The organism is Ruegeria sp. BG10 (assembly GCF_056538575.1).
Genome location: NZ_JBQFTI010000005.1, coordinates 1 through 12,153, shown reverse-complemented (window position 1 = coordinate 12,153; position 12,153 = coordinate 1). Strand labels below are relative to the sequence as shown.

Genomic DNA, 12,153 nt, shown 5'->3' with positions numbered 1-12,153 from the left:
TTTGCGTCCTTACTTCTTCTTGCCTTCCTTGCGGAAGATGAACTCGCCCTTGTAGCGGATGCCCTTGCCTTTGTACGGCTCGGGACGGCGCCACTCGCGGATTTTGGCCGCGGTTTCGCCCACCAGCTGCTGGTCGATACCTTCCACAACGATCTCGGTCTGCTTCGGCGCGGTGATGGTGACACCTTCCGGAGCGGTGAAATCGACGTCGTGGCTGTAGCCCAGGTTCAGTTTCAGGGTGTTGCCCTGCATCTGAGCGCGGTAACCCACACCCTGGATTTCCAGCTCTTTCTTGAAGCCTTCGGTCACACCGGTCACCAGATTGGCAACCATGGTGCGGCTCATGCCCCACTGCTGACGTGCACGCTTGGACGAACCACGCGGGTCGATCTTGACCACGTTGTCTTCGACCGACAGAGTAACATCGTCAGTTGCGGTGAAGCTGCGGGTGCCCTTCGGACCCTTCACTTCGATGGTCTGACCCGACACAGAGGCGGAAACGCCGCTGGGCAGCTCGACCGGTTTTTTACCAATACGAGACATTGCAGACCTCCTTAGAAGACGGTGCAGAGCACTTCGCCGCCAACATTGTTGGAGCGAGCGTTTGCGTCCGACATCACACCTTTCGGAGTGCTGACAATCGACACGCCCAGACCCTGACGGACCTGCGGAATGTCATTGACGCCCATGTACACGCGACGACCGGGCTTCGAAACCCGCTTCAGTTCGCGAATGACAGGGGTGCCTTCGTAGTATTTCAGGCTGATTTCGATGGCCGGATGACCGTTTTCACCGGTCGTCTTTTCATAGCCACGGATGTAGCCTTCGTCCGCCAGCACGTCCAGAACCCAACCGCGCAGCTTGGAAGCCGGGGTGGAAACGGTGGACTTGCCGCGCATTTGCGCGTTGCGGATACGGGTGAGCATATCGCCGATAGGATCATTCATATCTATGTCTCCCTTACCAGCTCGATTTCACCATGCCGGGGATCTGACCAGCAGAACCCAGCTCGCGCAGCGCGATACGGCTGACCTTCAGCTTACGGTAGTAAGCATGGGGACGACCGGTCAGCTGACAACGGTTGTGCAGACGGGTAGCCGAGCTGTTGCGCGGCAGTTTCGCCAGTTTCAGACGCGCTTTGAAACGCTCTTCCATCGGGCGGCTCTCGTCATTCGCGATTTCTTTCAGCTCGGCACGCTTTGCGGCATATTTGGCCACCAGGCGTTCGCGCTTCTTCTCGCGTTCGATCATTGCTTTCTTAGCCATGTCTCAATCCTCCCGGCGCTTAGGCGTTGAAGGGCATGTTGAATGCTTTCAACAGTGCCTTTGCTTCAGCGTCGGTTTTCGCTGTGGTGGCAATTACGATATCCAGGCCCCAGACCTCGTCGACCTTGTCGAAGTCGATTTCCGGGAACACGATGTGCTCTTTCATGCCCATGGCAAAGTTGCCACGACCATCGAAAGACGGCTTAACACCGCGGAAGTCACGAACGCGCGGCAGCGCGATGGTGATCAGACGATCCAGGAATTCGTACATCCGGTCACCGCGCAGGGTTACTTTCGCACCCAGCGGCATGTCTTCACGGACGCGGAAACCCGCGATCGACTTCTTCGCCTTGGTCGAAACGGCTTTTTGGCCGGCAATCGCAGTCAGATCCTCGACAGCCGCTTTGGCTTTCTTCGAGTCTTTGACCGCCTCAGAACCACAGCCGATGTTCAGAACGATCTTTTCCAGCTTGGGCAGCTGCATCTCGTTCTTGTAGCCGAACTCTTCTTTCAGAGCGGCACGGATTGTCTCGGCGTACTGAGCTTTCAGACGCGGGGTGTAAGTTGCGTTATCAAGCATCGATCACGTCCCCTGTGGTCTTGGCGAAACGCACCTTCTTGTCACCTTCCATGCGGAAGCCGACGCGGGTTGCTTTGCCGTTCTTGTCCAGCAGTGCCAGGTTCGACAGCTCGATCGGGTTTGCCTGAGGCAAACGGCCGCCCTGGCTGTTCTGGGTCTGGCGGGTGTGGCGGATGGCGATGTTGATGCCGTCGACAACAGCTTTACCGGCTTTCGGGTCAACCGAGGTGATAGTTCCCTCTTTGCCCTTGTCCTTGCCGGCCAGCACGACGACCTTGTCGCCTTTGCGGAGTTTAGCAGCCATGATTACAGCACCTCCGGAGCCAGCGAGATGATTTTCATGAAGTTCTTGCCGCGCAGTTCGCGAACAACCGGGCCAAAGATACGGGTACCTACCGGCTCATTGTTGTTGTTCAGGATGACGGCGGCGTTGCGATCGAAACGGATCGCGGTGCCGTCTTCGCGACGGACTTCCTTGGCGGTGCGCACGACGACGGCCTTGCGGACGTCCCCTTTCTTTACGCGGCCGCGCGGGATGGCTTCCTTCACCGAGACGACAATGATGTCGCCGACGGAGGCGTATTTACGCTTGGAACCACCCAGGACCTTGATGCACTGAACTCGGCGTGCGCCGGAGTTGTCAGCGACATCCAGATTGGTCTGCATCTGGATCATGTGGTTTCTCCCGACCTGTGGGGGCTGGTCTGGTTAGATCCCCCAGGGTTTCGACAAATGAAAAATCCCGGAAGCTTACGCTTCCAGAACTTCCCAACGTTTCGTCTTCGATTTCGGCGCGCATTCGATGATGCGTACGGTGTCGCCGACCTTGAAGGCGTTCTTTTCGTCATGAGCCCGGTATTTCTTGGACTTACGAACGGTTTTGTGCAGCAGCGGGTGCTTGAAACGGCGCTCGACCAGAACAGTTACGGTCTGCTCGTTTGCGTCGCTTGTTACGGTGCCGGACAGGATACGCTTGGGCATCAGATTACTCCTCGGATGCCGCAGCAGCGGCCTTTTCGTTCAGAATGGTTTTGACGCGGGCAGCATTGCGGCGGGCCGCTTTGATGCCGGCTGTGTTTTCCAGCTGACCGGTTGCCTGTTGAAAGCGCAGGTTAAAGCTTTCTTTCTTCAGGTTGGCCAGTTCCTCGCGGAGCTGGTCCGGGGTCTTGTCACGCAGTTCTTGGGCGTTCATCGCCTTTTTCCTTTGCTCAAAACACCAGAAGGCCCCCTGACAGGGTCACCTTGGACCTGGTGGATGAATGATAGACATACGAATCGCCCGACAACGCCGGGAGACCGCAGGATGCCGCCGTATAAGGGTTTGGGGGGTGGGTGGCAAGAGGAAGTTTCCAGGACCATAAGAACAGGCGATTTCAATCGCTACACTAATGGGCCCAAAGAGGGAGGTTGTTGCAGGAACGGCCCGATCCGACGTAGCATTATGGTCTGTTTTATTAGCTATTGGATGAGGTTCTTATGAAACGCTCAGGACTTACTCTTATTACTTTTGCAACGCTGACGGCGGCAACAGCTGTTAAGGCCGCGCCCGACGGAAACTGGACGCTTACAATCAACTCCAGCAGACCCTGGCAAATGGACATATCAGTTCAGGACAATACACCGCAGGTACTTGCTGCCCATGGTATTACACCTGAAGGAATCTCCGTTCGAAAAGTTACCGGCGACCGGCTTCAGTTCGACGCGGTGATCTCGAAACAAAACAGCTGCTCTTCGGGAAGCGTTATGAAGTTCGACCTTAAATTCAAAAATGGCGTTTACAGGTCCGGCTCAGTCAACGGGAACTGTATAGGCTACCCACGGTTTCGTGCGCGCGTCACCGCGAAGTAGCCACTGTCGCAGCTATTCCCATTTGTAATTAAAGCTGACACTGATCCGCTCTTCCTCGGACATGTTCATCGGTACCTCGTGGCGCAGCCAGCTTTCCCAGAGCAGCACATCACCCACCTGAGGTTTCATATAGATGAAAGGCTGCAAATCGCGCCGCCCGCCTTTGATCCGTGTCGGCGCGGCCATCATGCGGCCCGAGCGGGGGTCTTCCAGTTTCAGCGCACTCGCCCCTTCCGGCATCGCCACATAGGTCGTGCCCGAGATCACGCTGTGCGGGTGCAGGTGGCTGGAATGCATCCCGCCCTCGGGCAGGATGTTGATCCACAGGTCCTCAAGCTTCAACTCGCCCTCGCCCAGATCAAATTCCAGATCCTTGGCAAAGGTTGCCACGTGTTGATCCAGCGCCGCAACCAGATCGGCGAAAATCGGGAACCGCCAGGGCAGATCCGTCAGCGAAGCATAGCTGGTATAGCCGGGATAGCCGTTTTCCTCGCACCATTCCTGCCCGGCCTCATCATCCTCGGCGATGACAAGGCAGGAGCTTTCCAGTTCCTCCGAGTCGATCTTGGGGCCGAACTCAGACAGGGACGCGCGATAAAGACGGGTAACGAAGAGTGATTCAATCTGTGGCATGAGGTCGTCTTAAACCAGCCGCGCAACGAAGGCGATGGTTGTTTTGCGAGGCTCTGCCTCGCGCTCCGAGGTATTTTCAGCCAGATGAATTGAGGATCCGCTGCTTCATCTGGCTCCAAATACCTCGGGGGAGTCGCAGCTTGCTGCGGCGGGGGCAGAGCCCCCAAACAAAGAACCCCCGCCGGCATCCCGACGGGGGTCAATCTTGTCACGAACGGGGACAAAGCCCCAATCGCTTACCAGTCTTCGCGGACCACGACGCGGGTCTTGATCGGCAGCTTCATCGCGGCCAGGCGCAGGGCCTCTCGGGCGATGTCGTCATTGACGCCGTCGATCTCGAACATCACGCGGCCAGGCTTGACTTTGCAGGCCCAGCGGTCGACCGAACCTTTACCTTTACCCATACGAACTTCGATCGGCTTTGCAGTGACCGGAGTGTCGGGGAAGATGCGGATCCAGACACGACCCTGACGCTTCATGTGACGCGTCATGGCACGACGTGCAGCTTCGATCTGGCGTGCAGTTACACGCTCAGGCTCAAGAGCTTTCAGGCCGTAGGTGCCAAAGTTCAGATCAGAGCCGCCTTTGGCGAGACCCTTGATCCGGCCTTTGTGCATCTTGCGGAATTTTGTACGCTTTGGTTGAAGCATATCTTTCCCTCCTTAGCGACGACCGCCACCAGCACCACGAGGTGCAGGGCCGTCCTGGAGTTCCTGTGCTTTACGGTCACGTGCCTGCGGATCGTGCTCCATGATCTCACCTTTGAAGATCCAGACCTTGATCCCGATGATCCCGTAAGGAGTCATCGCTTCGGCATGTGCGTAATCGATGTCGGCACGCAAGGTGTGCAGAGGCACGCGGCCTTCGCGATACCACTCGGTCCGAGCGATTTCGGCGCCGCCCAGACGACCAGCGACGTTCACCCGGATACCCAGGGCGCCCATGCGCATGGCGTTCTGAACCGAGCGCTTCATGGCGCGGCGGAACGAAACACGACGTTCCAGCTGCTGAGCGATGGACTCGGCAACCAGCTGCGCGTCAAGCTCGGGCTTGCGCACTTCGACGATGTTCAGGTGCAGTTCGCTGTCGGTCATCCGCGCAAGCTTTTTGCGCAGAACTTCGATGTCTGCACCTTTCTTGCCGATGATGACACCGGGACGTGCAGTGTGGATCGTAACGCGGCACTTCTTGTGCGGACGTTCGATGATCACACGGGCAACACCGGCCTGCTTGCACTCTTTGTTGATGAACTCACGGATCTTGAGGTCTTCCAGCAGAAGATCACCGTAGTCCTTGGTGTCGGCGTACCAGCGGCTGTCCCAAGTGCGGTTGACCTGCAGGCGCATGCCGATCGGATTTACTTTATGACCCATTAGGCTTGCTCCTCAACTTGACGCACCTTGATGGTGATCTCCGAGAACGGCTTCATGATCTTGCCGAAACGGCCACGGGCACGCGGACGACCGCGCTTCATGACCAGGTTCTTGCCAACCCAGGCTTCGGCGACGATCAGCTCGTCAACGTCCAGGTTGTGGTTGTTTTCGGCATTCGCGATTGCGGACTGCAGGCACTTCTTGACGTCCTGCGCGACACGCTTGTTCGAGAAAGTCAGGTCAGTCAGAGCCTTCTCGACTTTCTTGCCGCGGATCATTTGCGCAACCAGGTTCAGTTTCTGCGGGCTGGTGCGAAGCATGCGGGTTTTCGCCATTGCTTCGTTTTCAGCCACGCGGCGGGGGTTCTTTTCCTTGCCCATGACTTACTTCCGCTTCGCTTTTTTGTCTGCGGCGTGGCCATAATAGGTACGGGTCGGCGAGTATTCACCGAACTTCTGACCGATCATGTCTTCCGAGACGTTTACGGGGATATGCTTCTGGCCATTGTACACACCAAAGGTCAGACCCACGAACTGGGGCAGAATGGTGGAACGACGCGACCAGATTTTGATGACTTCGTTGCGGCCCGACTCGCGCGCTGCTTCGGCTTTTTTCAGCACGTAAGCATCGACGAAAGGACCCTTCCAAACAGAGCGAGACATAGATTAACGTCCCTTCTTCTTGGCGTGCCGCGAGCGGATGATCAGCTTCTGGGACGCTTTGTTCTTGTTGCGGGTACGCTTACCCTTGGTGTCCTTACCCCACGGCGTAACCGGTGTACGGCCACCCGAGGTACGACCTTCACCACCACCGTGCGGGTGATCGATCGGGTTCATTGCAACACCACGAACCGACGGACGAACGCCTTTGTGGCGCATACGACCGGCTTTACCGAGGTTCTGGTTAGAGTTGTCGGGGTTGGACACGGCACCAACGGTGGCCATGCATTCCTGACGGACCATGCGCAGCTCGCCCGAGCTCAGACGGATCTGAGCGTAGCCGCCATCGCGACCAACGAACTGAGCGTATGTACCGGCCGCACGTGCGATCTGACCGCCTTTGCCAGGCTTCATCTCGATGTTGTGGACGATGGTACCAATGGGCATGCCCGAGAACGGCATTGCGTTGCCTGGCTTGATGTCAGCTTTTGCCGACGCGATGACTTTGTCACCAACAGCCAGACGCTGCGGAGCCAGGATATATGCCTGCTCGCCGTCTTCGTATTTTACCAGTGCGATGAATGCGGTCCGGTTCGGGTCATATTCGATCCGCTCGACGGTTGCCGCGACATCAAATTTGTTCCGTTTAAAGTCAACGATCCGGTAGAGACGCTTTGCGCCACCGCCGCGGCGGCGTGAAGTGATCCGTCCGGTGTTGTTCCGGCCGCCCGATTTGGTCAAACCCTCAGTGAGAGACTTGACCGGACGTCCTTTCCAAAGCTCCGAACGGTCGATCAGCACCAGCCCGCGCTGGCCCGGCGTCGTCGGCTTGTACGACTTGAGTGCCATGCTTTCTGTCTTCCGTTTAGCAAGTGCAGGGATTTCCCCGCTATGTGATAGGCCCCCGTAGGTGCCAAGGGTATAGGGCCCCGAAGGTCCCCGGTTACAAATATCAGAGGCCCCGGAACGAATCCGAGGCCGCAAGATTGGGAGCGTGTAACAGGGTTGGGGGTGGGTGTCTATAGGGTGGAGCGCCTATTTTGATCAACCGAACAAAAAGCACATCGCCCTCACTGTTTCTATTTTCTTAACCAACCACTCACAATTTCTTGGCAAACTTTCGCCGGGACACACACCATGATCATCGACCAAAACGCATACCGGAAAGCCTTCGATACCTACCTAAGAAAAGGCACCCCAATTGAGCTTTCGATTAAACAGAACAAATCGACAGGCTACTATATCTGGCGAACCCGCGGCGACAACAAAGTACGTTCATCTCATGCCGCCCATGATGGTAAGGTTTTTGCCTGGAACAACCCGCCTTCTACCGGTCATCCCGGTGAAGGGTTTGGATGTCGGTGCAAAGCTGAACCATATGTTCCAGCCGTAAGTGAATCCCTTAATATGTATATGATAGGTGTGACCGACACTGGCAGACCATGGACCAACCGCGACTTCATCAATCACTACAGACACGGCAACGGTTCATCTATCAGGGTGCGAGATATTGGCCACCTCCAAAAAATCGTTAACGAATACTGGGGCACCGTCTCAAATCGACTGATTGGCCAAATTGCAGATGCCGCGCGTATACAAACATCTGGTCAATTCTCTTACCCGTTCACAAATATCTATCAGATGCAGCACATTGTATTCAGTATTGGGCACACAACAATCGAAGGGGAAGCAAAGGGTCGAGTCGCTTTTCAGAAGGACGGTACCCTTCGCATAAGTGGTGATTGCGACTTTGAACTTGCCGACGAATTTGCCGATCCATTGGATATAGGAATTGAACTGCCGGGAGGCACCCCATACCCAATTGTAGACAGCTGGTCAGCGCGAATGTCAGGCACGGTAATCGCCGACAGAAACAAAAGCTGGATTCGTTTCGATGGCTAATATGAGTACAGTCTTCTCACGGATGGCCACAGGCGCAAGATACCTCCTTCTGACACTCAGTGCGCTTTTGATCTTTTTAGTGATGGCGTATTCGGTTCTGTTTCTGCGCCACCGAATAGCAGAATTTGGAACTTGTGTGCGCTTGCCTAACGGCGTGATTGTCTCCTATCAGGCTTTGTTTGATCTCTCTCAGCCCTTTGGAACTCCAGTTCCGGTCGTCCGGGACCCGGATTTTCATATTTTGTCCGTCGGCAACGATGAGAGACTCCTTTTCTCACAGACAACGGCTTTTTGGGTCGATATCGATGCGCGTCAGGGCTCAGCGACCGGCCTTATCTTCCGACCAGATGTTGGCCTTGTCCATCGCACTGAGAACCCGGCTTTGTTCTCTGAGTTAGTCGACCACGCCGGAGAGTGGCTTGAACAAGGTAAGCGGCTTAATAACACCAATGTTCTAGGTGTACTTTATGCTCTCAATGATGACCCCGAGTACCAAGCGCCTTCCTGCCAGGTGCCTTTGTTCATTTGGTAAAAACAAAAAAACCCCCGCTTGCGCGGGGGCCTTTATCTCTTTCCAAAGACGGGTTCGATCAGAGACCGGTGGACACGTCGATGGTGTTGCCCTCTTCCAGGGTCACATATGCTTTTTTGACGTCTTTCCGACGGCCCAGCTGGCCGCGGAACCGCTTGACCTTGCCTTTGGTCACGGTGGTGTTCACCGCTTTGACCTTCACACCAAACAGTGCCTCAACGGCCTCTTTGATCTGCGGCTTGTTGCTGTCGATTGCCACTTCAAAGACAACCGCGCCGTTTTCGGACGCCATGGTCGACTTTTCGGTGATGATCGGCTTGCGGATCACGTCGTAGTGTTCTGCCTTCGCGCTCATTTCAGACGAGCCTCCAGTGCTTCGACAGCCGCTTTGGTGAGCACCAGAGTGTCACGCTTGAGGATGTCATAAACGTTTGCACCCATCGACGGCAGGATATCCAGACCTTCGATGTTGCGCGACGCCTTCAGGAACCCTTCGTTCACGGTTGCGCCGTCGATGACCAGAGCGCGTTTCCAGCCCAGGTTTGCAACCTGTTTGGCCAGAGCGGCGGTCTTGCCTTCGGCTTCGGCGTTCTCGATCACGACCAGTTCACCTGCTTTGGCTTTAGCCGACAGAGCGTGGCGCAGGCCAAGCTTGCGGAACTTTTTCGGCAGGTCGTGGCCGTGCGAACGCGGGGTCGGGCCCTTGTAGATACCACCCTTGCGGAAGATCGGCGCGTTACGGTCACCATGGCGTGCGCCACCGGTGCCCTTCTGGCGATAGATCTTCTTGGTCGAGTAGCTGGTTTCCGAGCGGGTCTTGACCTTGTGGGTGCCGGCCTGCGCGTTGTTGCGCTGCCAACGGACTACACGGTGCAGGATGTCCGCGCGCGGCTCGAGGCCGAACAGGTCTGCATCCAGCTCGATGTCGCCGGCTTTGCCGCCGTCCAGTTTGATTACATCAAGTTTCATGCTTCACCACCTTCCGCGGGCGCTTCTTCCGCAGGTGCTTCGGTTGCAGCCGATTTCACAGCAGCCGGGAAAGGCAGGCCTTCCGGTGCTTTCTTCTTCACGGCGTCCTTGACGGTGACCCAGCCAGATTTCGGTCCGGGAACGGCGCCTTTGATGAAGACCAGACCACGGTCGGCGTCGGTTTTGACGACTTCCAGGTTCTGGGTGGTTACACGGGCAGCACCCATGTGACCGGCCATCTTCTTGCCCTTGAACACCTTGCCCGGGTCCTGACACTGACCGGTCGAACCGTGCGAACGGTGGCTGATCGAAACACCGTGCGAGGCGCGCAGACCACCAAAGTTCCAACGCTTCATCGCACCGGCAAAGCCTTTACCGATCGAGGTGCCCGAAACGTCAACTTTCTGACCTTCCAGGAAGTGTTCTGCCGAAATCTCGGCGCCCACATCGATCAGGCCATCTTCGGAGACGCGGAACTCGGCCAGCTTACGCTTGGGCTCAACCTTGGCAGCGGCATAGTGACCGCGCATGGCTTTCGAGGTGCGTTTTGCCTTGGCAGCACCGGCGCCCAGCTGAACGGCGGTGTAGCCGTCTTTGTCAGCGGTACGCTGTGCAACAACCTGCAGGTTGTCCAGGTGAAGAACAGTCACAGGGATCTGCTTGCCGTCTTCCATGAACAGGCGGGTCATGCCGACTTTTTTTGCGATAATACCAGAGCGCATTCTCATACCCTCCGATTACGACTGCAGCTTGATCTCGACGTCCACACCAGCAGCGAGGTCGAGCTTCATCAGCGCGTCAACGGTCTGGGGGGTCGGATCAACGATGTCCAAGAGACGCTTGTGCGTGCGGATCTCGAACTGGTCGCGGGATTTCTTGTCAACGTGAGGGCCACGGAGAACCGTAAACTTCTCAATCTTGTTCGGCAGCGGGATCGGGCCGCGCACGTTCGCGCCGGTCCGCTTGGCAGTGTTGACGATCTCTTGCGTGCTGGCATCCAGAACGCGATAGTCAAATGCCTTCAGCCGAATACGGATGTTTTGGCTTTGCATATTAACAGCCTTTTATCAGGCGTTGAGGTTGAGAGGAGGACAGACGCGCATCGCCAACCCTCTTCGAACCCAAAAGGCGGGAATCACCCCGCCTTGATGTTCTTAGTGAGAACTCGCGCGTATTAGTGGGGTTGGTGGGGTTTGGCAAGGGGGAGATTACATGTCGACCCCGATTTCGGAACACGTAGTCAGAAACGGAAGCTATTTTTCAACTCGAGCACTAAAGACAACTGGAAATTGCGCTTCCTCAAGGTTCAAGTGACCAGCCATCAACCACCCCTTCCCTGAGATGTCGACCTCAAATGTGTGCATTAATCGGGCCGCCAAAATGAAAAAGTTAGCTAACTCTTCTTTGGCTTGCTCGAACTCTTGCTCGGTCAAAGTCTTGTAAGAGGCATGCAAAAAGTTGCCGCTTTTGTTGTAAAAGTCCTCTGTTTGTACTCGGCTAAGGTGATCCTCTTCGACTGAAACGAATTGGCCTTCGATACCTGTCTCTTTAGTTGGCACCACCTTAATGGCTTCCGGGAAAAAAAATCTTGGGTCGATCTTTTCCAAAAGCTTCATTTTGTGAGTGGCACTATAGTTCTTCTGCAAATTCTTAGAAATTGCTTCGCCAACGTCCCGATGAGCCGAAACAGACAACAACATCAATTCTTCGATGATCATTCGGAGGTCTAGGTGAGCTTGCCGCAAGGAAACTAGACCAGCACTGCATAAAGGCGTTTTCGCAAGTTGTATCGAGTGAGCTTCCAACGACAGCATATGGGCCTTAATCAAAATTAGATGCTCAACTGCGTCACGAACTTCAAACTCTTGTGTCATTCCTCAAAACTCTTTGAGTTTGCGAGTATTTTCAATCTTTCTCAACCAATTCTCGACAAAAAAGGCCGCCCCTTTTGGAGCGGCCTTCTTGAGTTCAACCGAGTGGGCTCTCATTGCTCTTTCAGAGCAACTGCCGCCCATCAGTCGGCAAAACCTGCTTACTCGATGATTTTCGACACAACGCCGGCGCCGACGGTGCGGCCGCCTTCGCGGATCGCGAAACGCAGGCCGTCTTCCATCGCGATCGGTGCGATCAGCTCGACGGTGAAGCCGACGTTGTCGCCAGGCATGACCATCTCGGTGCCAGCCGCCAGGGTCACGGTGCCGGTCACGTCCGTGGTCCGGAAGTAGAACTGCGGGCGGTAGTTCGCGAAGAACGGAGTATGACGGCCGCCCTCTTCCTTGGTCAGGATATAGGCTTCGGCTTCGAACTTGGTGTGCGGTGTCACCGAACCCGGCTTACACAGAACCTGGCCACGCTCAACGCCGTCACGGTCGATACCGCGCAGCAGGGCGC

At 56.0% G+C, this 12,153-nt stretch carries 23 protein-coding genes; 3 read left to right on the top strand and 20 right to left on the bottom strand.

All coding sequences use genetic code 11. The annotated features are described in order from the left end of the window. Positions 1-9: 9 nt before the first annotated feature. From rplF to rpmC, 8 genes are all read right to left on the bottom strand, one after another. A complete protein-coding gene (gene rplF / locus ACR0D8_RS17075) occupies positions 10-543 on the bottom strand; it encodes a 50S ribosomal protein L6 (RefSeq protein WP_475157802.1) in 534 nt (177 codons plus the stop codon). Positions 544-554: 11 nt separating this feature from the next. Then, on the bottom strand, positions 555-947 hold the full coding sequence (rpsH, locus tag ACR0D8_RS17070; RefSeq protein WP_068340741.1) for a 30S ribosomal protein S8: 393 nt from the start codon (positions 945-947) through the stop codon (positions 555-557). 13 nt (positions 948-960) lie between these two features. Next, positions 961-1,266: a 30S ribosomal protein S14 gene (gene rpsN / locus ACR0D8_RS17065; RefSeq protein ID WP_068340744.1), complete on the bottom strand. Its 306-nt coding sequence runs from the start codon at positions 1,264-1,266 to the stop codon at positions 961-963. Positions 1,267-1,285: 19 nt separating this feature from the next. Next, a complete protein-coding gene (gene rplE, locus ACR0D8_RS17060) occupies positions 1,286-1,846 on the bottom strand; it encodes a 50S ribosomal protein L5 (RefSeq protein ID WP_475157801.1) in 561 nt (186 codons plus the stop codon). Further along, on the bottom strand, positions 1,839-2,150 hold the full coding sequence (gene rplX, locus ACR0D8_RS17055; protein ID WP_170440482.1) for a 50S ribosomal protein L24: 312 nt from the start codon (positions 2,148-2,150) through the stop codon (positions 1,839-1,841). The genes rplE and rplX overlap by 8 nt, the downstream gene beginning before the upstream one ends. Positions 2,151-2,152: 2 nt before the next feature. Further along, positions 2,153-2,521 (bottom strand): 50S ribosomal protein L14, encoded by a 369-nt coding sequence (gene rplN, locus ACR0D8_RS17050; protein ID WP_008757934.1) that lies wholly within the window; start codon positions 2,519-2,521, stop codon positions 2,153-2,155. A gap of 75 nt (positions 2,522-2,596) precedes the next feature. Then, positions 2,597-2,827, bottom strand: coding sequence for a 30S ribosomal protein S17 (gene rpsQ / locus ACR0D8_RS17045; RefSeq protein WP_170495397.1), 231 nt, complete (start codon positions 2,825-2,827; stop codon positions 2,597-2,599). Positions 2,828-2,831: 4 nt separating this feature from the next. Further along, a complete protein-coding gene (rpmC, locus tag ACR0D8_RS17040) occupies positions 2,832-3,038 on the bottom strand; it encodes a 50S ribosomal protein L29 (protein WP_010437082.1) in 207 nt (68 codons plus the stop codon). Between the two features lie 284 nt (positions 3,039-3,322). Here rpmC and ACR0D8_RS17035 point away from each other — a divergent pair, with 284 nt between their 5' ends. Beyond that, positions 3,323-3,694, top strand: a complete 372-nt coding sequence (locus tag ACR0D8_RS17035; protein WP_480648288.1) for a hypothetical protein — start codon at positions 3,323-3,325, stop codon at positions 3,692-3,694. A gap of 12 nt (positions 3,695-3,706) precedes the next feature. Here ACR0D8_RS17035 and ACR0D8_RS17030 read toward each other — a convergent pair whose 3' ends face one another. The 6 genes from ACR0D8_RS17030 to rplB form a co-directional block, all read right to left on the bottom strand. Beyond that, positions 3,707-4,327 carry a 2OG-Fe(II) oxygenase family protein gene (locus tag ACR0D8_RS17030; RefSeq protein ID WP_480648286.1) on the bottom strand — a complete coding sequence of 207 codons (621 nt, stop codon included), beginning with the start codon at positions 4,325-4,327 and terminating at the stop codon, positions 3,707-3,709. 236 nt (positions 4,328-4,563) lie between these two features. Further along, on the bottom strand, positions 4,564-4,977 hold the full coding sequence (rplP, locus tag ACR0D8_RS17025; protein ID WP_058283513.1) for a 50S ribosomal protein L16: 414 nt from the start codon (positions 4,975-4,977) through the stop codon (positions 4,564-4,566). A 12-nt stretch (positions 4,978-4,989) separates the two neighbouring features. Next, positions 4,990-5,700: a 30S ribosomal protein S3 gene (gene rpsC / locus ACR0D8_RS17020; RefSeq protein WP_008758042.1), complete on the bottom strand. Its 711-nt coding sequence runs from the start codon at positions 5,698-5,700 to the stop codon at positions 4,990-4,992. Continuing rightward, positions 5,700-6,080, bottom strand: coding sequence for a 50S ribosomal protein L22 (rplV, locus tag ACR0D8_RS17015; RefSeq protein ID WP_039538267.1), 381 nt, complete (start codon positions 6,078-6,080; stop codon positions 5,700-5,702). Before rplV ends, rpsC begins: the two co-directional genes overlap by 1 nt. Before the next feature lie 3 nt (positions 6,081-6,083). Beyond that, a complete protein-coding gene (gene rpsS / locus ACR0D8_RS17010) occupies positions 6,084-6,362 on the bottom strand; it encodes a 30S ribosomal protein S19 (RefSeq protein ID WP_005980699.1) in 279 nt (92 codons plus the stop codon). 3 nt (positions 6,363-6,365) lie between these two features. Next, the gene (rplB, locus tag ACR0D8_RS17005; RefSeq protein ID WP_170356688.1) at positions 6,366-7,208 is read right to left on the bottom strand and encodes a 50S ribosomal protein L2; all 843 of its coding nucleotides are present in this window, start codon (positions 7,206-7,208) and stop codon (positions 6,366-6,368) included. A 288-nt stretch (positions 7,209-7,496) separates the two neighbouring features. On the opposite strand from rplB, the gene ACR0D8_RS17000 reads away from it, so the two are divergent. Together ACR0D8_RS17000 and ACR0D8_RS16995 are read left to right on the top strand one after the other, a co-directional pair. Continuing rightward, positions 7,497-8,261 carry a phage minor head protein gene (locus tag ACR0D8_RS17000; RefSeq protein ID WP_480648284.1) on the top strand — a complete coding sequence of 255 codons (765 nt, stop codon included), beginning with the start codon at positions 7,497-7,499 and terminating at the stop codon, positions 8,259-8,261. A gap of 1 nt (position 8,262) precedes the next feature. Beyond that, the gene (locus tag ACR0D8_RS16995; RefSeq protein WP_480648282.1) at positions 8,263-8,793 is read left to right on the top strand and encodes a hypothetical protein; all 531 of its coding nucleotides are present in this window, start codon (positions 8,263-8,265) and stop codon (positions 8,791-8,793) included. Between the two features lie 58 nt (positions 8,794-8,851). Here the strand turns inward: ACR0D8_RS16995 and ACR0D8_RS16990 are convergent, their stop codons facing one another. From ACR0D8_RS16990 to ACR0D8_RS16965, 6 genes are all read right to left on the bottom strand, one after another. After that, positions 8,852-9,148: a 50S ribosomal protein L23 gene (locus ACR0D8_RS16990; protein ID WP_008757532.1), complete on the bottom strand. Its 297-nt coding sequence runs from the start codon at positions 9,146-9,148 to the stop codon at positions 8,852-8,854. Next, the gene (rplD, locus tag ACR0D8_RS16985) at positions 9,145-9,762 is read right to left on the bottom strand and encodes a 50S ribosomal protein L4 (RefSeq protein ID WP_171638100.1); all 618 of its coding nucleotides are present in this window, start codon (positions 9,760-9,762) and stop codon (positions 9,145-9,147) included. The genes ACR0D8_RS16990 and rplD overlap by 4 nt, the downstream gene beginning before the upstream one ends. Continuing rightward, a complete protein-coding gene (gene rplC, locus ACR0D8_RS16980) occupies positions 9,759-10,484 on the bottom strand; it encodes a 50S ribosomal protein L3 (RefSeq protein WP_170515968.1) in 726 nt (241 codons plus the stop codon). The genes rplD and rplC overlap by 4 nt, the downstream gene beginning before the upstream one ends. A gap of 15 nt (positions 10,485-10,499) precedes the next feature. Then, positions 10,500-10,814, bottom strand: coding sequence for a 30S ribosomal protein S10 (gene rpsJ, locus ACR0D8_RS16975; RefSeq protein ID WP_008756422.1), 315 nt, complete (start codon positions 10,812-10,814; stop codon positions 10,500-10,502). Positions 10,815-11,015: 201 nt separating this feature from the next. Then, the gene (locus tag ACR0D8_RS16970; protein WP_480648280.1) at positions 11,016-11,636 is read right to left on the bottom strand and encodes a hypothetical protein; all 621 of its coding nucleotides are present in this window, start codon (positions 11,634-11,636) and stop codon (positions 11,016-11,018) included. Positions 11,637-11,794: 158 nt separating this feature from the next. Beyond that, on the bottom strand, positions 11,795-12,153 hold a 359-nt coding region (locus tag ACR0D8_RS16965; protein WP_480648278.1), incomplete at its 5' end, for an EF-Tu C-terminal domain-related protein.

Bases quoted from the DNA above. Each gene is read 5' to 3' on its own strand.
- rplF (WP_475157802.1), bottom strand. From the start codon at position 543: ATGTCTCGTATTGGTAAAAAACCGGTCGAGCTGCCCAGCGGCGTTTCC.
- rpsH (WP_068340741.1), bottom strand. From the start codon at position 947: ATGAATGATCCTATCGGCGATATGCTCACCCGTATCCGCAACGCGCAA.
- rpsN (WP_068340744.1), bottom strand. From the start codon at position 1,266: ATGGCTAAGAAAGCAATGATCGAACGCGAGAAGAAGCGCGAACGCCTG.
- rplE (WP_475157801.1), bottom strand. From the start codon at position 1,846: ATGCTTGATAACGCAACTTACACCCCGCGTCTGAAAGCTCAGTACGCC.
- rplX (WP_170440482.1), bottom strand. From the start codon at position 2,150: ATGGCTGCTAAACTCCGCAAAGGCGACAAGGTCGTCGTGCTGGCCGGC.
- rplN (WP_008757934.1), bottom strand. From the start codon at position 2,521: ATGATCCAGATGCAGACCAATCTGGATGTCGCTGACAACTCCGGCGCA.
- rpsQ (WP_170495397.1), bottom strand. From the start codon at position 2,827: ATGCCCAAGCGTATCCTGTCCGGCACCGTAACAAGCGACGCAAACGAG.
- rpmC (WP_010437082.1), bottom strand. From the start codon at position 3,038: ATGAACGCCCAAGAACTGCGTGACAAGACCCCGGACCAGCTCCGCGAG.
- ACR0D8_RS17035 (WP_480648288.1), top strand. From the start codon at position 3,323: ATGAAACGCTCAGGACTTACTCTTATTACTTTTGCAACGCTGACGGCG.
- ACR0D8_RS17030 (WP_480648286.1), bottom strand. From the start codon at position 4,327: ATGCCACAGATTGAATCACTCTTCGTTACCCGTCTTTATCGCGCGTCC.
- rplP (WP_058283513.1), bottom strand. From the start codon at position 4,977: ATGCTTCAACCAAAGCGTACAAAATTCCGCAAGATGCACAAAGGCCGG.
- rpsC (WP_008758042.1), bottom strand. From the start codon at position 5,700: ATGGGTCATAAAGTAAATCCGATCGGCATGCGCCTGCAGGTCAACCGC.
- rplV (WP_039538267.1), bottom strand. From the start codon at position 6,080: ATGGGCAAGGAAAAGAACCCCCGCCGCGTGGCTGAAAACGAAGCAATG.
- rpsS (WP_005980699.1), bottom strand. From the start codon at position 6,362: ATGTCTCGCTCTGTTTGGAAGGGTCCTTTCGTCGATGCTTACGTGCTG.
- rplB (WP_170356688.1), bottom strand. From the start codon at position 7,208: ATGGCACTCAAGTCGTACAAGCCGACGACGCCGGGCCAGCGCGGGCTG.
- ACR0D8_RS17000 (WP_480648284.1), top strand. From the start codon at position 7,497: ATGATCATCGACCAAAACGCATACCGGAAAGCCTTCGATACCTACCTA.
- ACR0D8_RS16995 (WP_480648282.1), top strand. From the start codon at position 8,263: ATGAGTACAGTCTTCTCACGGATGGCCACAGGCGCAAGATACCTCCTT.
- ACR0D8_RS16990 (WP_008757532.1), bottom strand. From the start codon at position 9,148: ATGAGCGCGAAGGCAGAACACTACGACGTGATCCGCAAGCCGATCATC.
- rplD (WP_171638100.1), bottom strand. From the start codon at position 9,762: ATGAAACTTGATGTAATCAAACTGGACGGCGGCAAAGCCGGCGACATC.
- rplC (WP_170515968.1), bottom strand. From the start codon at position 10,484: ATGCGCTCTGGTATTATCGCAAAAAAAGTCGGCATGACCCGCCTGTTC.
- rpsJ (WP_008756422.1), bottom strand. From the start codon at position 10,814: ATGCAAAGCCAAAACATCCGTATTCGGCTGAAGGCATTTGACTATCGC.
- ACR0D8_RS16970 (WP_480648280.1), bottom strand. From the start codon at position 11,636: ATGACACAAGAGTTTGAAGTTCGTGACGCAGTTGAGCATCTAATTTTG.